An 18,974-nucleotide genomic window follows, 5' to 3' on the forward strand; every position below is an offset into this window, starting at 1 on the left:
TTCAGCAACCCCGGGTGTGGATCATTACGAACTGCTAACGTCGGTCTGATCGGCGTGCAGGGTTTTCCCTTAAATGTGCCTCCCAAGTCGCCACTTGGGACTTTCTTGGTAATTCCATTCCTCTGGCATGAACAGTTCACCGTAAGAGTGACGCCCTGACGATCGTCTCGCAGGGGGTTTGATGAGCTCTTCACGCTCCAGAAAACGGCGCACCGGGCTGGCCTTGGCGGCGTCGCTGCCGCTGGTCGCCGGCGCGCTGGCGATGGGCATACCCACCGTCGCCCAGGCCGACACCGGCAGCGCGTCCCGTGACGCGCTGACCGGCACCAAGCCCGCATGGGCGACGGCCAAGGCCGACAAGGGCACCACCGCCGACTCCAGCAAGGTCTCCGCCCGGGTCTACTTCGCCGGGCGCGACGCCGCTGGGCTCGCGGCCTACGCCAAGGCCGTGTCCGACCCGAGTTCGGCTCTGTACGGCAAGTTCCTCACCGCGAAGCAGGCCGATGCCCGCTTCGGCACCACCAAGCAGCAGGTGGCCGAGGTCACGTCGTGGCTGAAGTCCTCCGGGCTGACGGTCACCGGGACCGCGTCCCACTACGTGACGGTCACCGGTGACGTCGCGGCCGCCGAGAAGGCGTTCAGCACCTCGCTGCACAACTACCAGAAGGGCAGCAAGACCTACCGCGCGCCCTCGAAGACCGCCTCCGCGCCGGCGTCCCTGAACGGCGCGGTTCTCACCGTGACCGGTCTGGACAACGCCCCGCACGTGGTCAAGCACGACGACACGACGCTGCCGGACCCGAGCGCGGTCTTCAAGAACTCCGGGCCGTTCTCCTCGTACTACGGCTCCAACACCGCCAGCAGCCTGCCGTCCGCCTATGGCTCCAAGCAGCCGTACGCGGTCAAGGGCTACACCGGCACGCAGCTGCGTGGCGCGTACGGTGCGACGGAGGGCAACACCGGTAAGGGCGTCACTGTCGCCATCACCGACGCCTTCGCCTCGCCGTACATCGCCAAGGACGCGAAGACCTACGCGGCCAAGAACGGCGATGCCGCCTACAGCAAGGGCCAGCTCACCCAGGTCCTGCCCTCCTCGTATCAGTACACCGGCGCCGACGAGTGCGACGCGGCCGGCTGGTACGGCGAGGAGACCCTCGACGTCGAGGCCGTGCACGGTGTCGCGCCGAAGGCCGACATCACCTATGTCGGTGCCTCGTCGTGCACCGACAACGACCTGCTCGACGCGCTGAGCAAGGTCGTCGACAACCGCCTGGCCGACATCGTCACCAACTCGTGGGGCGAGGCCGAGCAGTACGACACCCCCGATCTGGCCGCCGCGTACGACCAGATCTTCCAGCAGGGCGCGGTCGAGGGCATCGGCTTCTACTTCTCCTCCGGTGACAACGGTGACGAGCTCGCCAACACCGGTGTGAAGCAGGTCGACGCCCCCGCCAACTCCCCGTGGGTCACCGCGGTCGGCGGCACCTCGCTGGCGGTCGGCAAGAGCAACACGTACAACTGGGAAACCAGCTGGGGCACCACCAAGTCGCTGCTGTCCTCGGACGGCAGCAGCTGGGCCTCGCTGCCCGGCACGTACTCGTACGGTGGTGGCGGCGGCACCAGCAAGATCTACGACCAGCCGTTCTACCAGCGCGGCGTCGTGCCGGACTCGCTGGCCCTGGCCAACAGGGGCCACACCAAGCAGCGTGTCGTCCCGGACGTCTCGGCCGTGGGTGACCCGCAGACCGGCTTCCTGGTCGGACAGAGCCAGACCTTCCCCGACGGCTCGATCCAGTACAGCGAGTACCGCATCGGCGGCACCTCGCTCGCCTCGCCGGTCTTCGCGGCCATCCAGGCGCTGGCGCAGCAGGCGCAGGGCGGCGTGCCGATCGGCTTCGCCAACCCGTCGATCTACAACAAGTACGGCACGGCGGCGTACCACGACGTGACCGACTTCCCGCTGGGTGCGGGCAAGCGGTTCGCCGTGGTCCGGGTGGACTACGCCAACGGCTTCGACGCCAGCGGCGGCACCATCACCTCGCTGCGCAGCCTCGGCCGGGACAGCTCGCTGTCCGCGGTCGTCGGCTACGACGACGCCACCGGCGTCGGCAGCCCGGCGAACGGCTACCTGAAGTCGTTCGCACGGTAGGGCGGCCGTCACCACTGACGGCAGGGTCGGGCTCGCACCGGGGTTTCACACCTCGGTGCGGGCCCTTCCCGCTCTGCGGTAACCTGAGCGCATGCGTGCCGTACACCTTCTGCTTAGCGAGCCGCGCTGACCAGGACCCATGTCAGTGCGGCGCCCCCTCCTGTGTGAGGGGCTTTTTCATTTCCGCAGGCAGATGACCGCACGGACGGGCCGCAGGCCGTCATGACATCGATGGAGCACCGAGGACGATGAGCGAGACCACCTCCACCCCCTCCGCCGCCGAGACGGCTGCGCCCCACCGCTACACGGCCGAGCTGGCCGCCGAGATCGAGAGCCGCTGGCAGGACTTCTGGGAGGCGGACCAGACCTTCGCCGCCCCGAACCCCACCGGTGACCTGGCCGGCGACGGCGAGCTGGCCAAGCCCAAGGCCTTCGTCATGGACATGTTCCCGTATCCCTCGGGCGCGGGACTGCACGTCGGCCACCCCCTGGGCTACATCGCCACCGACGTCTTCGCCCGCTTCCAGCGCATGACCGGCCACAATGTGCTGCACACCCTGGGCTTCGACGCCTTCGGCCTGCCCGCCGAGCAGTACGCGGTGCAGACCGGCACCCACCCCAGGACCTCCACCGAGGCCAACATCAAGAACATGCAGCGCCAGCTGCGCCGGCTGGGCCTGGGCCACGACACCCGGCGGTCGTTCGCGACGATCGACCCCGACTACTACAAGTGGACCCAGTGGATCTTCCTGCAGATCTACAACTCCTGGTACGACGAGGAAGCCGACCGGGCCCGCCCGATCTCCGAGCTGATCGCGGCCTTCGCCGACGGCTCGCGCCCGACCCCTGGGGGCACCTCCCAGGCCGAAGGCTCTGGGGGAGGCCGCCCGTGGGCCGAGCTGACCGTCGCCGAGCGCGAGGCGGTGCTGGGCGACTACCGGCTGGCGTACTCCTCCCAGTCGCCGGTCAACTGGTGCCCCGGCCTGGGCACCGTGCTGGCCAACGAGGAGGTCACCGCCGATGGCCGCTCCGAGCGCGGCAACTTCCCGGTCTTCAAGGCCAACCTGCGCCAGTGGATGATGCGCATCACCGCCTACGCCGACCGCCTGCTGAGCGACCTTGACGCCCTGGACTGGCCCGAGGCGATCAAGCTGCAGCAGCGCAACTGGATCGGGCGATCCGAGGGCGCGCGCGTCGACTTCGCCATGGACGGCCGCGACGAGAAGATCACCGTCTTCACGACCCGCCCCGACACCCTGTTCGGCGCCACCTACATGGTGCTGGCCCCCGAGCACCCCCTGATCGACACCGTCGTCCCGGCCACCTGGCCCGAGGGCACCCGCGAGGCCTGGACGGGCGGCGCGAACACCCCGGCGGAGGCCGTGGAGGCGTACCGCAAGCAGGCGGCCGCCAAGTCGGACGTCGAGCGGCAGACCGAGGGCAAGAACAAGACCGGCGTCTTCAGCGGCGCGTACGCGGTAAACCCGGTCAACGGGGAGAAGATCCCGGTCTTTGTCGCCGACTACGTCCTGATGGGCTACGGCACCGGCGCGATCATGGCCGTCCCCGGTCAGGACGAGCGCGACTGGGAGTTCGCGACCGTCTTCGAGCTGCCGATCGTACGGACCGTCCAGCCCCCCGAGGGCTGGGAGGGCGAGGCCTACACCGGCCAGGGCCCGGCGATCAACTCCGCGAACGACGAGATCGACCTGAACGGCCTGGACGTCGCCGAGGCCAAGCGCCGGATCATCGCGTACCTGGAGGAGCGCGGCATCGGCGAGGGGACCGTCAACTTCCGGCTGCGCGACTGGCTGTTCAGCCGCCAGCGCTACTGGGGTGAGCCCTTCCCGATCGTCTACGACGAGGACGGCGTCGCCCACGCCCTGCCCGAGTCGATGCTGCCGCTGGAGCTGCCCGAGGTCGAGGACTACTCGCCGCGCACCTTCGACCCGGACGACGCCGACACCGAGCCCGAGACCCCGCTCTCGCGGAACGAGGACTGGGTCAACGTCGAGCTGGACCTGGGTGACGGGGTCAAGCGCTACCGCCGCGAGACCAACACCATGCCCAACTGGGCGGGCTCCTGCTGGTACGAGCTGCGCTACCTGGACCCGCACAACGACCAGCGTCTGGTCGACCCCGAGATCGAGCAGTACTGGATGGGGCCGCGCGAGGGTCAGCCGCACGGCGGCGTCGACCTGTACGTCGGCGGCGCCGAGCACGCCGTCCTGCACCTGCTGTACGCCCGCTTCTGGTCCAAGGTGCTGCACGACCTGGGGTACGTGTCCTCCGTCGAACCGTTCCACAAGCTGTTCAACCAGGGCATGATCCAGGCGTACGTCTACCGCGACAGCAGGGGCTTCCCGGTCCCGGCCGCCGAGGTCGAGGAGCTGGGCGGCCAGTACCGCTGGCAGGGCCAGCCCGTGAAGCGCGAGCTGGGCAAGATGGGCAAGTCGCTGAAGAACGCCGTCACGCCGGACGAGATCTGCGCCGAGTACGGTGCCGACACGCTGCGCCTGTACGAGATGGCGATGGGCCCGCTGGACGTGTCGAGGCCGTGGGACACCCGGGCCGTCGTCGGCCAGTACCGGCTGCTGCAGCGGCTGTGGCGCAACGTCGTCGACGAGACGACCGGCGAAGTCACCGTCACCGATGCCGAGCCGGACGAGGCAACGCTGCGCGCGCTGCACAAGACGATCGACGGGGTGCGGGGCGACCTGGCCGGGCTGCGCTTCAACACCGCCATCGCCAAGATCACCGAGCTGAACAACCACCTGACCAAGGCCGGCGGCCCGGTGCCGCGCTCGGTCGCCGAGCCACTGGTGCTGCTGATCGCGCCGCTGGCCCCGCACATCGCCGAGGAGCTGTGGCGCCGGCTGGGCCACACCGGCTCGCTGGCCCACACCGACCTGCCCGTCGCCGACCCGGCGCTGGTCCAGGACGAGTCCGTGACCTGCGTCGTCCAGATCAAGGGCAAGGTCAAGGCCCGCCTGGAGGTCCCGCCGACCATCGCCGACGCCGACCTGGAGGCCCAGGCGCTGGCCGATCCGGCGGTCGTGGCGGCGCTGGGCGGGGCGGACATTCGCAAGGTGATCGTACGGGCGCCGAAGCTGGTCAACATCGTGACCGGCTGACGCCCTGACGATGTAACCCTTAGGGGCAGGTTGGGGGTTCTCCCGGAACCCCCGGCCTGCCCTGTGCGTTTACGGTGGACGTAGTCCACCGAGCAGAGGAGCCGTCGTGGAAATCGCCGTCGCCGTGATCCTGCTCCTCTTCGCCTCTTTCGTGACCCTCGGCGTCGTCGCCACGGTGAAGACGGTGCGGGCCGTGAAACGCGGGGTCGAGCGCACCGGTCTGCAGGCCCGCCGGATGGTCGAGGACACCACGCTGCGGGCCCGTAGCTACGCCCAGCCGGGGCCGGCGGGGCAGCTCGCGGAGCTGCGGCTCTCGCTGCGCACGTCGATCGTCAGCACCCGGGAGGCGCTGGAGTCGGAGGCGGTGTCCGATCCCTCGCTCACCGAGGCCGTGGGGCTGCTGACCAGGCTTCGCGGCCACGCCAAGCAACTCGACGGCGAGCTGAGGCTGCTGGAGCGCGAGCCCGACCGTGGGCGTATCGCCGCTCGGCTCCCCGAACTCGAGGAACGTACCCGGCGCATCACCCACTCCGCGGACTCGCTGCGCTGGGCCGCCCAGGACCGCGCCCGGCAGTTCGCCGACGACGACCTCGCGGCGCTGGGCCGCGACGTCGACGTCGAGGCGGGGGCGCTGCGGCACTGGGCGCGGGAGGCCCCGGAGCAGGGCATGAAGGCCCCGGAAGCGGGCACCGAGGCGAAGCGTCTTGGCTGATCGGGTTGGCTGATCAGGGCGGGGCCTGGGCTGATCAGGGCGGGGCCTGGGCTGATCTTGACGGGGTTTTGGCTGATCCCGGCGGAGTCTTGGGGTGATCCGGCGGGGCCGTACTGTCCTCGGCCCCCGCCCACGGGTAACCTCCCGCACATGTCGTCCCATGTCGCTATCGTCACCGATTCCACGGCCTACCTGCCGCAGGAGGCCCTGGCCAGGCACCGGATCACCGTGGTGCCGCTCGCGGTGGTGATCGGCGACGAGGCGTTGGAAGAGGGCACCGAGGTCTCCGCCCCGGCCGTCGCGCGGGCGCTGCAGCGACGCAAACCGGTGACCACGTCCCGGCCCAGCCCTGAGGAGTTCGCCGCCGCGTACCGGGCGGCGGTGGAGGCGGGCGCCGACGCCATCGTCTCCCTGCATCTGTCGGCCGAGTTCTCCGGCACGTACGACGCCGCGCTGTTGGCGGCGGGGGATGCTTCCGTCCCGGTGCGGGTCGTGGACACCGGGATGGTCGCGATGGCCCTGGGCTTCCCTGTGCTGAGCGCGGCGGAGGCGGGAGAGGCCGGCGGCTCCGCCGACGACATCGTGGCGGCGGCGGAGAAGCGGGCCTCGGACACGTCCGCGTACTTCTACGTCGACACCCTCGACTATCTGCGGCGCGGCGGCCGGATCGGGGCCGCGCAGGCGCTGCTGGGGTCGGCGCTGGCCGTCAAGCCGCTGCTTCAGCTGATGGAGGGCCGCATCCAGCTCATGGAGAAGGTCCGCACCGCCTCCAAGGCCGTCGCCCGGCTGGAGGAGATCGTGGTCGAGAGGGCCGGCACGCGGCGGGTCGACATCGCCGTCCACCACCTCGCCTCCGCCGACCGCGCGGCCGTCCTCGCCGACCGGCTGCGGGAGCGTGTGCCCGGGCTGGAGAGCCTCGTGGTCAGCGAGGTCGGCGCGGTGATCGGTGCGCACACGGGGCCGGGGCTGCTGGGAGCGGTCGTCTCGCCGCACTGAACCGGGGGCCGGTGCGGGGGAGTTGTTGCCGGGAGTTATCCAGCCGTCGAGTTGTCCACAGGGGTTGGCCAAGATCATCTTTGTGGCTGGGGCTTCTCTAACGTCAGCTGCATGGCATCTTTCACCGCACTCCGCGCCAAACGGCCTCGCCCTGGCTCTCTGCTCCTCGACCGCGCGGCCGCGCTGTTCGATCCTGGGCCTGGGCCTGGGCCTGAGGCCGTTGTGCCTGCGGCCTTAACACCTGCTCCTGCGGCTGTGGGTGGACCACCGCCCGAGGCGCCGGGGGTTGTGGCCCGGGTGCGCGGGTGGCTGTACGTGCGCTGCGGGGTGGAGCCGAAGACCGTGGCGGCGTTGGCGGTGGTGCTGGTCGCGGCGGTCTGCTTCGCGGCCTATCACTTCTGGGCGGGGCGGCCGGAGACGGTGGCGGTGCCGCGGGTGTCGGCGGCAGGCTCGGCGGCGGGCGTGCCTCGGCCGGTGCCGTCGCCGGGGCCGCCGGTTGTGGCCGGGGCGAGGGCGTCCAGCGGTGTGGTCGTCGACGTCGCCGGCAAGGTCCGCAGACCGGGGGTACGGAAGCTGCCGGCCGGTTCCCGCGTCGCGGACGCGGTCAAGGCGGCGGGCGGGGCGCTCCCCGGCGCGGACACGAGCGGCCTGAACCTCGCGCGCGTCCTGGCCGACGGGGAACAAGTCGTCGTCGGCGCCCCGGCCAATGGCCCGGCGCCCGGCCCGTCCGGCAGCGCACCGGGCCCGACCGCCCCCATCAGCCTGAGCACCGCCACCCCGGAGCAGTTGGAGACCCTGCCGGGCGTGGGCCCGGTCCTCGCCAAGCACATCATCGACTACCGCACCCAGCACGGCGGGTTCACCTCCATCGACCAGCTCAACGAAGTCACCGGCATCGGCGACCGCCGCTTCGTGGATCTGAAGCCCCTGGTCACCCCATGACCGCGCCGCCAACCCAGCCCGTCCGTCGCGCCGTCCACGCCACCGCCGCCTCACCACGTGGCGCCTCCAACCCCCACCAGGACGCCCCGCCCGACCTTCGCCTCGTACCGCCCGCCCTCGCCTCCTGGCTCACCGCCGCGTGGGCGCTCGGCGCGCCGGGGGGAGTGGCGGCCGCAGCCTGCGCGTCGGCCGTGGCCCTGGCCATGGCGCTGCTTGCGCTCACGCTGCGGCGGCGCCGCGCCCACGCCGGCCACCCGGCTGTTTTACGGCGATCGGGGGTCGCAGCTGTCACCGTCCTGCTCTGCGCGGCGGCGACCGGTGGTGTCGCCGCCCTGCACGCGGCGGACCTCCACCGGGGGCCGGTGCCCGCCCTTGCCGCCGAACATGCCCGCGCCACGGTGGAGTTGAGGCTCACCGGGGACGCCCGCACCATCCGCCCCCGGGTCCGGGGGGCGGCACGGGCGCCGGCGGCGGCGATGGTGGAGGCCGAGGCTGTGCGCGTCACGGCGTACGGCAGCACGGCGGTGGTACGTACGCCGGTGCTGGTCATCGGGGACCGGCCGGCGGGGTCCTGGCTGCGATTGCTGCCGTCCACCCACGTCACCGTCGATGCCCGGCTGGCCTCGCCGGCCAGCCCGGGCGACCGTGTGGCCGCCGTGCTGTCCGTGCATGGTCTGCCCCGGGTGACCCGGTCGCCGACGTCCGTGCAGCGCACGGCGGGCGGCCTGCGCGAGGGCCTGCGCAGGGCCACCGACGGCCTCCCGTCCGACGCCCGCGCGCTGCTGCCCGGCCTCGTCGTCGGGGACACCTCCCGCCTCACACCCGAACTGCATGACGCGTTCGAGGCCACCGACCTGACGCACCTCACCGCCGTATCCGGCTCGAACCTCGCGATCATCCTGATACTGCTCATCGGGCCGCCCGGCACCGCCATCCTCGCCGAACGAGGCGGCCTGGCACCCCGCCTCGGCATCCCACTCCGGGCGACGGCCGTGCTGGGCGGCGTGCTCACGACCGCCTTCGTGATCGTCTGCCGCCCGGACCCGAGCGTGCTGCGGGCCGCCGCGTGCGGCCTGATCACGCTGCTGGCCATCGCCACCGGCCGCCGGCGCTCGTTGATCCCGGCCCTGGCGGCGGCCGTCCTCCTGCTGCTGCTCTACGACCCGTGGCTGGCCCGCTCGTACGGCTTCCTGCTCTCCGTCCTTGCCACGGGCGCCCTGCTCACCGTCGCCCCGGTCTGGAGTGCCGCCCTCCAGCGCCGCCGGGTGCCGCCCCGCCTCGCGGAGGTGCTCGCGGCGGCGGCCTCCGCGCAGGCGGCGTGCGCGCCCGTGGTTGCGGTGCTGGCCGCGCACGTCAGCCTGGTCGCGGTGCCATGCAATCTGCTGGCCGAACTCGCTGTCGCCCCCGCCACGGTGCTCGGCTTCGCGGCGCTCGCGGCGGCCCCGGTCGCCATGCCCGCCGCCAAGGCCCTTTCCTGGCTGGCCGGTTGGCCCACGTCCTGGATCGCCGCCGTCGCCCGCCACGGCGCCGGGCTGCCCGGCGCCACCGTCGACTGGCCCGGCAGCTGGACGGGCGCTGCCCTGCTCGCGGCGCTCACAGTGACCGGCGTCCTCCTAGGCCGGCGCCTGCTGCGGCACCCGTGGCTGTGCGCGGCCGCCGTGCTGCTGCTCCTGCTGGCCGTCCTGCGTCCCGCCCCGCTACCCAGAAGCCTCACCGGTTGGCCGCCGCCCGGCTGGCGGCTCGTCGCGTGCGACGTGGGTCAGGGCGACGCCCTGGTCCTGTCCGCGGGGCCCGGCACCGCCGTCGTCATCGACACCGGCCCCGAGCCCGCCCTCGCCGACCGCTGCCTGCGCTCCCTCGGCATCACCACCATCCCGCTCCTGCTCCTCACCCACTTCCACGCCGACCACGTCGACGGCCTCCCTGGCGTCCTGCGCGGCCGCACGGTCGGCGCGATCGAGACCACCACCCTCGACGAACCGCCCGGCCAAGCCACCTTCGTACGCCGCCGGGCAGCCGCCGCCCACATTCCCCTCATCCGCGCCGCCGCCGGCGAGCACCGCCGCCTCGCCGCCCTGGACTGGCAGATCCTCTGGCCGCCACCGACCCCCTCCGCCCTCCCCGACGACGGTCCCAACGACGCGAGCATCGCCCTCCTCGTCCGCACAGCCGGGCTCAGCCTCATGCTCCTCGGCGACCTCGAACCCGCCGCCCAGCAACGCCTACTCGCCGCCGTCCCCGACCTCCCCCGCGTCGACGTCCTCAAAGTCGCCCACCACGGCTCCGCCTACCAGGACCCCGCCCTCCTGGCCCGCCTCCGCCCCCGACTCGCCCTCATCTCCTGCGGCGCCGACAACCCCTACGGCCACCCCTCTCCCCGCACCGTCGCCGCCCTCCGCGCCCAAGGCGCCACAGTCCTCCGCACCGACACCGACGGCCCCATCGCCGTCACCGGCAACCCGCAACACCTGAGCGCCGCCCTCATAGGCCCCGCCGCTAGGTAGCCACGGGCTTACGGACCAGGAGGAAGGCCTGCGGCTGCTTCTCGTCCTTCCCGGGTTCGCGCAGCATCCGGGCATGCGCTTCGAACCCGGCCTGGCTCAGCAACTCGGCGATGTGGCCGGGCGGCATCCAGTAGACGTCGAGCGACATCGGGTGCCCATAGGCATGTTCCAGGTGCCGGCGCTCATCGCCTGCCTTGAAGGCGAGCAGTAGGTAGCCGCCCGGCGCCAGCACCCGGTGGAACTCGGCGAACACCCCCGCCAACAGCTCCGGCGGAGTGTGGATGATGGAGTACCAGGCCACGATGCCCCCGAGAACGCCGTCCTTCAGCTCCAAGGCGGCTATCGACCCCTCGTCGAACCGCAGCTCCGGATGCCTCCGCCGCGCCTCCGCGACCATCCCCAGCGACAGATCGACGCCGAACGTGTCCACCCCGAGCGCATCCAGGTGCGCCGTCACCCGGCCAGGCCCGCACCCCAGATCCGCGACCGCCCCCAGATCCGCAGCCCGCACCAGCTCGGCGAACGCGGCAAGCATCGCCCCCTCCAACGGCCTGCGGGCAAGTTCGGCGCTCAGAAGTTCGGCGTAATCGACAGCAACAGTGTCGTAGTTGGCCCGAATGGCGCTCAGGTAGGAAGGCTCGGTCATGGTCCAGGACAGTACTTCCCGAGCTATCCGTCACCAGTCCCCCGTATATGCTCCCTTGACCTGCCAGAAACGTAAAAGGGCTTACGCAAGTACCTGCCGAGGTGTAAGTCTACGCGCGTTACACCCATAGCGTAGGCCCGGCTCCCGGAGGCGTAAGTGCCCATAAACCGCAGAGACTTCATCAACCGCTCGGCCGCGACCGGTGCGGGCGTCGCCCTGGCCGGTACGGCCGGGGTGGTCGCCGCCGCGCCGCAGGCGGCCGCCGCCGAGACGAAGAGCGGCGGGAAGGACGAGCATGCCCCGAAGACGTACTCGTTCTCGATCCTCGGCACGACGGACCTGCACAGCCATGTCTTCAACTGGGACTACTACACGAACGCGGAGTACACCGACTCCAAGAGTGACGACGTAGGCCTGGCGAAGGTCTTCAGCCTTGTCAAGCAGGTCCGCGAGGAGAAGGGCTGTCACCGCACCCTGCTCGTCGACGCCGGCGACATCATCCAGGGCACCTCGCTCGCGTACTACTACGCCAAGGTCGACCCGATCACCGGCGCCAACGGCAAGCCTGGGCCGATCCACCCGATGGCCTCGGCCATGAACCACATGCGGTACGACGCGGCGGCGCTGGGCAACCACGAGTTCAACTACGGCATCCCGCTGCTGCGCACCTTCCAGGAGCAGTGCAAGTTCCCGCTGCTTGGCGCCAACGCGCTGAACGCCAAGACGCTCAAGCCGGCTTTCCCGCCCTACGTCATCAAGCACATCCCGGTGCCCGGCCGCCCGCCGATCAAGGTCGGCATCATCGGCCTGACCAACCCCGGCATCGCGATCTGGGACAAGGACAACGTCTCCGGCAAGATGGTCTTCCCCAGCCTGGTCGAGCAGGCGGCGAAGTACGTCCCCAAGGTGCGCTCGCTCGGCGCCGACGTGGTCTTCCTGACCGACCACTCCGGCCTCGACGGCACCACCTCCTACGGTGACGCGCTGCCGTACGTGGAGAACGCCTCGAACCTCGTCGCCCAGCAGGTCCCGGGCATCGACGCGATCCTGGTCGGCCACACCCACGTAGAGGTCGCCACCTACAAGGTCACCAACGAGAAGACCGGCAAGGACGTCGTCCTGTCCGAGCCCTTCTGCTGGGGCAAGCGGCTGTCGGTCTTCGACTTCGAGGTGGAGTTCACGAAGGGCAAGTGGGAGGTCACTTCCGTCACTTCCGACGTGCTCAAGGCCAACGCTGTCGACGAGGACCCGGAGATCGTCAAGCTGCTCAAGGCGGACCACGACAAGGTCGTGGCGTACGTCAACCAGACGATCGGCACCTGCACCGAGGAGATGTCGGCGGTCGACTCGTGCTGGAAGGACACGGCGATCATCGACTTCATCAACTACGTCCAGGCCGCCGCGGTCAAGGCCGGCCTCAGCGGCACCGACGCCGCCCTCCCTGTCGTCTCCTTCGCCGCGCCCTTCAGCCGCACCGCCGACATCCCCGCGGGCAACGTCACCATCCGCGACATCGCCGGCCTCTACATCTACGACAACACCCTGTACGGCAAGAAGCTCACCGGCGCCCAGCTCAAGGACTACCTCGAGTTCGCCGCCGCGTACTACAACCAGGTCCCCGCCGGCACCGCCGTGAACACCGCCACCCTCACCAACAGCACCTCGGGCGGCTCGACGCGCTGGGACTACACGTACGACGTCGCCTCGGGCGTCACCTACGACATCGACATCGCCCAGGCCTCCGGCTCGCGCATCGCCAACCTGCAGTACAACGGCGCGGCCGTCGACCCCGCTCAGGAGTTCGTCGTCGCCGTCAACAACTACCGGGCCTCCGGCGGCAGCGGCTACCCGTGGATCTCCACCGCCGAGATCGTCTACAACGGTGGCCAGGAGATCCGCCAGCTGCTGATCGACTACCTGGTCGCGTCCGGCTCCATCGACCCGACCGTCTTCTTCACGGACAACTGGAAGCTGACGCAGGCCGGCACGCCCGTCTTCTAAGCCACATGCGTAAGGGGCCCGCGCCATGGCGCGGGCCCCTTACAGGTTTACGGTCCTCAAGGCCTCAAACCTCCAGCCCGAGCTCCTCCTCCGGCACCGAGATCACCCAGCGCATCTCCCGCTTCGGCCGCAGGTACAGCAGCCAGTACAGGCACGACACCGCCACGATCCCGCCCGTGATCAGCAGGTCCCGCGTGGTCTGCTGGGTCAGCACGTACGCCAGGACCGCGATCAGCAGCACCGGCACCGCCGGCCACAGCGGCATCCGCCACGCCTGCCGCTTCTTGTGTTCCCCGCGCCGCGACGCCAGCGACGCCACCGCCACGACGATGTACATCGCGGCCACCGCCACGCCCGTCACGCCGCTGAGCGTCTCCACCGGTACGAAGCACAGCACCGCACCCGGCACACCCACCGCCAGGGTGGCCACCCACGGCGAGCCGAAGCGCCCGCCCAGCCGCCCGAAGGCCCGGTTGACCGGCTTCGGCCAGGCGCGGTCGCGCGCCGAGGCGTACAGCACCCGCGAGTTCTGGATCACCATGACGATGCCCGCGTTGATGATCGCCAGCGCGATGCACAGGCTGATGAAGGTGCCCACCGCCGAGTTGCTCCAGCCCTGTACGAGGGCCGACAGGTTGCCCTCCGCCAGGGTGTGCAGGTCCGGCGCGCCGAGCGTGATCGCGATGGTCGGGACGATCACGACCAGGGCCCCGATGGCCAGCGTCCACAGCACCGTCCGCGAGACCGTCCGCTTCGGGTTCTCCATCTCCTCCGACAGATACACCGCCGTGCTGAAGCCCTGCAGCACGAAGAGCGCGATCGCCAGCCCCGCGATGATCGTCCCCGCGGTCACCGCCGAGCTCATCCCGTGCCCGGCGTCCGTCACCGGGTGCACCAGCACCGACGCCGACCGGGCGCTGTGCGAGAAGCCGAGGAAGGCCACGATGCCGGCCGCGACGACCTCCAGGAAGAGGAAGATGCCGGTGATCCAGGCGTTGGCCCGCAGGTCGAGCAGGCCCATCACGGTCGCCAGGAGCATGACGCCCGCGCCCGCCACCTGGCCGTTGATGTGCACGATCGGCGCCAGATACTCGCCCGTACCGAGCGCGATGATCGGCGGCACGATCATCACCACGATCAGCGACAGTACGAACACCACCCACCCGGCCAGCCGGCCGACGAGGGTGCCCACCATGGCGTACTCGCCACCCGCACTCGGGATCAGCGTCCCCAGCTCCGAGTAACAGAACGCCACCGCGATACACAGCACCGCGGCGATCACGATCGTCAGGGCCGTCCCCGTCCCCAGATCCGCGAACAGCGGCGGCACGATGACGAACAACGACGAGGCGGGAGTCAGGCACGACAGCGTCAGCAGCGTGCCTCCGACCACACCGATGGACCGGGTCAGTGCCTTCGGCGCCTCAATCGGCGGAACCAGCGGCGAATGCGGGGGCGCCAAGGGGTCAAGCGTGTCGGTCATGCGGGATCCGATCGGGTCGGGCTGAGGGGGCTACCGCCTCCGGTCAAAGAAACACGAACGGAATGTGTGCTTCCGTCCCGGCATGAAACCCCGCGCATCAATGACCCGTCAAGAGGTCTCGCACAACGAAATCCGTAGCAGCGAGGCGCTTCGTCTCCGCAAACCCTCAAGAAACCCCGGATTCAATGCGGATTTACTCACTCCCGGATCAGAATAGCCACGCCCCCTCCCTCATCGGATCCCGGTCTCGCATCTCGGACAACGTCCCCCACGCCTGCACCCACCACGGCCGCACCGCAAAGAACACATACCCCGGCCCGTCCTCCCGCGGATCCCACTCCGCCTTCGCCGCGAACGCGTCCCCCACCCCCTCCGGCAGCTCCTCCCCCCGCACCACCCGCGCCGTCCCGTCGATCAACACCACATCCCGCGTATGCCCCAGGCTCAGCCGTACGCGCCCCGACCCCGACGCCCGCAGATGCCGCACCGTCCGCGTCCCGGTTTCTGTACCTGTTCCTGACGTCATACGACGGGACGCCAGTGACGCGGGCTGCTGCCGCGCATCGGCTCGGAGACCTAGGACCGCAGCCTCACGGGGGCGGAGCGGCCTGCTGGTCACCCGTGAAGCCGGCGGTCATCCCGACGAATCCGACGAGGGAGACGAGGGCCAGCAGCAGGGCTATCGAGTTCTGGACGGCGGTGTGCCCGCTCAGCCTGACCATGAAGGCGTCGGGGGAGGGATCGGCGGATGAATCGGGCCATACGCCCTCGTCGTCGGCCGATGCGGCCACAGCGGCGGAGTACCCGGAGATCCTCCTCGGCAGATCGGCGATCCGGCGGAAGGAGGAGTCGGTGAAGCTGGGCCATTCGGGCTCGGTGGCCCCGCGTACGTGGCGCTGTCGGCACACGTGCGTGTCGTTGTTCTCCAGCGTCCAGAGGAACGGCGGGCAGAAGGTGAGCATGAACCCGGCTAGCAGAGTCCCCACGGCGGCCCACCGCTCGGTCGCCGACGCCGTGACATGGGTGAGGACCGTCTGCGGAAGCCAGCCGAGCGACAGCCAGAGGATCGACAGCAGGTAGGCGTCCTGCGCCACGCTCTTGGCCGGGGGATAGTCCGTCCAGTAAGCGCGACCACCGGCCACATACGCCGCCGCGGTGGTGGACACCAGGAGGACGAAGACCACGAAGGCACACACCGCCCACGCGAGCAGCGAGTAGCCGAGATGGGCGCGTGCGCCGCCCGGCCGGACCAGGCCTGTCAGGGACCAGTATCCGGTGAGCCCCACGGCGGCGGTGACGGCCGCTACGGCGAAGCGGGAACTCGGCTGCAGCCTTCCGACGTGCAGCCAGACGCCGTTGCCCAGCATGCCCTCCATGGCGAAGAGCGCGAGCATGACGGCCTGGGCCACCGCCGGCACGTTGACAGCGCCATCACGCGCGATGGCCGTGGCCGCCGCGCCGCCGACGGCCACGCCGCCGCCGGCGCACACCCAGGCCGGTGCCTGCGCGACCGTCGGCACGAGCTTGGGCTCCGGGGCCCGGGGATGCGGCTTGGACGCGGTGGTCCGAGCCCGGGCGGTCAGGAGCGCGACCAGAACCGCGACGCTTCCGGAACCGAGCAGGACGACCCATGGCAGCCCGGTGACCCCTGCCTGCCAACCCAGCCCCGGGGCCAGGGATATGGAGAGCACGAGCATCGCGGAGAAGGCCGAGGCGCTGTAACTGGCGAGCCTGACCCACACCCGCGACGCGGTGTCGCGCTGCTCGGGGGTGGGCTGGTCTCCGGGTTGCCGGTGCGGATCGCCCTCGATCCGCATCAGCTCGGTGAAGTCCTTCTTGAAGTACTGGAAGAAGACGCCGCCCAGCACCGCCCCCACGACCGTGAGGATGAAGCCTCCGGTGATGTACTCGTCCCCCGCCCGCTCACTGAGCCAGGCGGCGAACATGGAGCACAGCAGCAGGCACGCGGAGATGCCGGCCGCAGTCCCGTACTCACCCGTGAGCGGCGACTGCCGGGGCATACGCGTCACGTTCGCCCGGAGCCAGCGCAGCGCGACGGCCCCGGCGGTCGCGGGGAACGCCGCCGCCACGGCAAGCCAGAGGGTGTCCGAATGCGTGGTGGAGACGTACGCCGTCGTGGAGCCGAAGAGGGCGCACACGCCCAGGGTTTCCACGGCGGACAAGTGACTGCCGGCGGTTCTCGTCGCGGTCAGGCCCACCCCGGACAGCGTGGCGCTGACGATGGCGGCGTAGGTCAGAGCCTCCATACGGGGATGGGCGAGGGCGAAGACCACGGTGAAGACGGTGAGTAAGGCGGCCACCACGAGCGTGTTGAGGTACGCCAGGTTCGCCCCGCCCCTGACGAAGAACAGACCGGCGACAACCATGGCCCCGGCGATGGCCAGCACCGCCAGTGAGACCCTCCCGCCGGCCGTCGCGCCCGTGCCGTCCAGCACCCCCAGATACGCATAACCGGCCATGCACGCCAGCACCACGCAGGCCCACGACGAGGTCAGCGCCCGTCTGACGGCCCCGGCGTCGGCGTTCCGGAGGTGTACGACGAGGTCCGCGGCCAGCGCCGCGAAGACCGCGCTCGCGGAAACCAGGAACCCCGCGTGCCACTTCCCGGCCGCGTCGAAGTAATGCGGCCTGGGATTAGTCCAGTTGAGCCCCGGATGATCGTCGAGATACCAGGTAAGGATCACGGAGGACCCGAGTACGGCCCCCAGGGCGGCCGCAACGGCAACGGCTCGGAGCCGGTGCGCCGGAGGTTGCGGGGCCGTCGCCCGAAGCCGGCCGGTCAGGACGCGCAGGCAGAGCGCCAGGAGCGGGAGCAGCAAGCCGTCCCCCCACGTGGCGCTCCGGAAGACGAAGAGGCCGTGGAGGTCCGCCGGGTAACTTCCGTACCTCCAGAAGAACCAGAGTGCGCCGTACCCCAGGGCGAGGATCGCCAAAGGCCATGCAGCGAGCCGTATTTTGGCCATCACAAGCCTCCGGTGTCCCACCGTCGGCTGCGCCTTCGGCGGGTACGTTCTACCGCCTTTCCCGGCGGTTCACACCGATGCGCTGCGCTTGCTACTCCGCTTCGCGCCAGCCGTCGTACTCCTCCGCGAGCGCGGCCAGGGCTGCCGGGTCCAGTTCGTCGGCCTCGTCCTCGATGATGACGAGCCACTGGGCGTCGTCGGCGTCGTCCTCGCCGGCCAGGGCGTCGCGGAGGAGGCGGGGGTGGTGGGGGAGGGCGAAGCGGGTGGCGGCTTCGGTGGCGGCTTCTTCGGCGGAGTCGCGGTCGGGGAGGACAAGGAGGTGGCGTAGGTCGTTCACCGGGACATTGTGGCCGAGGTGTCGGAGGGTCGTGCGATGCTGGTCGGCGATGGCCAGGAACAGTGCGAACACGGCGGCGGACGACCCGCTCGCGCCCCTCACGCTTGCGGTGGGGCAGGAGGATCTGCTGCTCGAACGGGCAGTGCAGCAGGTGGTGGCGGCCGCGCGGGCCGCCGACGCGGACACGGATGTGCGGGATCTGGCGCCGGAGGCCCTGCAGCCGGGGACGCTGGCGGAGCTGACGAGCCCGTCGCTGTTCGCGGAGCGGAAGGTCGTCGTCGTACGGAATGCGCATGATCTGTCGGCGGAGACGGTCAAGGACGTGAAGGCGTACCTCGACGCGCCGGTCGAGGAGATCACGCTGGTGCTGCTGCACGCGGGCGGCGCCAAGGGGAAGGGCTTGCTCGACGCGGCGCGCAAGGCCGGGGCGCGGGAGGTGGCCTGCCCGAAGATGACGAAGCCGGCGGACCGGCTGGCCTTTGTGCGGGGGGAGTTCAGGGCGCTGGGGCGGTCGGCGACGCCGGAGGCGTGCCAGGCGCTGGTGGACTCGATCGGCAGTGATCTACGGGAGCTGGCGAGTGCCTGCGCCCAGTTGGCGGCAGACGTCGATGGCACGGTCGACGTGGCGGTCGTCGCCCGCTACTACACCGGGCGGGCCGAGGCGACCGGCTTCGAGGTGGCCGACCTGGCGGTGACCGGGCGGACGGCGGAGGCGCTGGAGCGGCTGCGCTGGGCGCTGGCGGTAGGGCAGCCGCTGCCGGGGATCACCTTCGCGCTGGCGTCGGGCGTGCGGTCCATCGGCAAGCTCGCGAGCGCCCCGCGCGGCGCCAGGCCGGGCGACCTGGCCCGCGAGCTGGGCATGCCGCCCTGGAAGATCGACCGCGTACGCCAGCAGATGCGCGGCTGGACCGGCGACGGCGTCTCCGCCGCCCTCCGCGCCGTCGCCGAGGCCGACGCCGCCGTCAAGGGCGGCGGTGCCGACCCCGCGTACGCCCTCGAGAAGGCCGTCGTGGCCATCGCCCGGGCCGCCCGCCAGCGCTAACCGCTGCGCGGCGCCCGGCCGCTGGTGGCCGGTGCCGCCGTGCC

At 70.8% G+C, this 18,974-nt stretch carries 12 protein-coding genes; 8 read left to right on the plus strand and 4 right to left on the minus strand.

Annotated elements, in window-relative coordinates; genetic code table 11:
* Nucleotides 1-181 precede the first annotated feature (181 nt).
* From EFK10_RS33595 to EFK10_RS33620, 6 genes are all read left to right on the plus strand, one after another.
* A complete protein-coding gene (locus EFK10_RS33595; RefSeq protein WP_127359430.1) occupies nt 182-2,149 on the plus strand; it encodes a S53 family peptidase in 1,968 nt (655 codons plus the stop codon).
* 248 nt (nt 2,150-2,397) lie between these two features.
* Nucleotides 2,398-5,283, plus strand: coding sequence for a leucine--tRNA ligase (leuS, locus tag EFK10_RS33600; RefSeq protein ID WP_127359431.1), 2,886 nt, complete (start codon nt 2,398-2,400; stop codon nt 5,281-5,283).
* A 106-nt stretch (nt 5,284-5,389) separates the two neighbouring features.
* Nucleotides 5,390-5,995 carry a hypothetical protein gene (locus EFK10_RS33605; protein WP_322973440.1) on the plus strand — a complete coding sequence of 202 codons (606 nt, stop codon included), beginning with the start codon at nt 5,390-5,392 and terminating at the stop codon, nt 5,993-5,995.
* Nucleotides 5,996-6,145: 150 nt separating this feature from the next.
* Entirely contained in the window at nt 6,146-6,991 is an 846-nt protein-coding gene (locus tag EFK10_RS33610; protein WP_127359432.1) for a DegV family protein, read from the plus strand.
* Nucleotides 6,992-7,279: 288 nt separating this feature from the next.
* Entirely contained in the window at nt 7,280-7,933 is a 654-nt protein-coding gene (locus tag EFK10_RS33615) for a ComEA family DNA-binding protein (protein WP_322973441.1), read from the plus strand.
* Complete coding sequence (locus EFK10_RS33620; RefSeq protein ID WP_127359434.1) at nt 7,930-10,437, plus strand: ComEC/Rec2 family competence protein; 2,508 nt, start codon at nt 7,930-7,932, stop codon at nt 10,435-10,437. Before EFK10_RS33615 ends, EFK10_RS33620 begins: the two co-directional genes overlap by 4 nt.
* Here the strand turns inward: EFK10_RS33620 and EFK10_RS33625 are convergent.
* Entirely contained in the window at nt 10,430-11,083 is a 654-nt protein-coding gene (locus EFK10_RS33625; protein ID WP_127359435.1) for a class I SAM-dependent DNA methyltransferase, read from the minus strand. The two genes, EFK10_RS33620 and EFK10_RS33625, sit on opposite strands and share 8 nt — an antisense overlap.
* A 156-nt stretch (nt 11,084-11,239) precedes the next feature.
* On the opposite strand from EFK10_RS33625, the gene EFK10_RS33630 reads away from it, so the two are divergent.
* Nucleotides 11,240-13,084: a bifunctional metallophosphatase/5'-nucleotidase gene (locus tag EFK10_RS33630; protein ID WP_240677640.1), complete on the plus strand. Its 1,845-nt coding sequence runs from the start codon at nt 11,240-11,242 to the stop codon at nt 13,082-13,084.
* A 64-nt stretch (nt 13,085-13,148) separates the two neighbouring features.
* Here EFK10_RS33630 and EFK10_RS33635 read toward each other — a convergent pair whose 3' ends face one another.
* From EFK10_RS33635 to EFK10_RS33645, 3 genes are all read right to left on the minus strand, one after another.
* Complete coding sequence (locus EFK10_RS33635; RefSeq protein WP_127359436.1) at nt 13,149-14,567, minus strand: APC family permease; 1,419 nt, start codon at nt 14,565-14,567, stop codon at nt 13,149-13,151.
* A gap of 590 nt (nt 14,568-15,157) precedes the next feature.
* Complete coding sequence (locus EFK10_RS33640; protein WP_127359437.1) at nt 15,158-17,551, minus strand: hypothetical protein; 2,394 nt, start codon at nt 17,549-17,551, stop codon at nt 15,158-15,160.
* A 91-nt stretch (nt 17,552-17,642) separates the two neighbouring features.
* Complete coding sequence (locus EFK10_RS33645) at nt 17,643-17,888, minus strand: hypothetical protein (RefSeq protein ID WP_127359438.1); 246 nt, start codon at nt 17,886-17,888, stop codon at nt 17,643-17,645.
* Nucleotides 17,889-17,937: 49 nt separating this feature from the next.
* Between EFK10_RS33645 and holA the strand changes: the two genes are divergently transcribed.
* Nucleotides 17,938-18,930, plus strand: a complete 993-nt coding sequence (gene holA / locus EFK10_RS33650; protein WP_127359439.1) for a DNA polymerase III subunit delta — start codon at nt 17,938-17,940, stop codon at nt 18,928-18,930.
* The last annotated feature ends 44 nt before the right edge of the window (nt 18,931-18,974 follow it).

Origin of the sequence: Streptomyces soli (assembly GCF_003999195.1) — a bacterium.
Lineage (GTDB): Bacteria > Actinomycetota > Actinomycetes > Streptomycetales > Streptomycetaceae > Actinacidiphila > Actinacidiphila soli.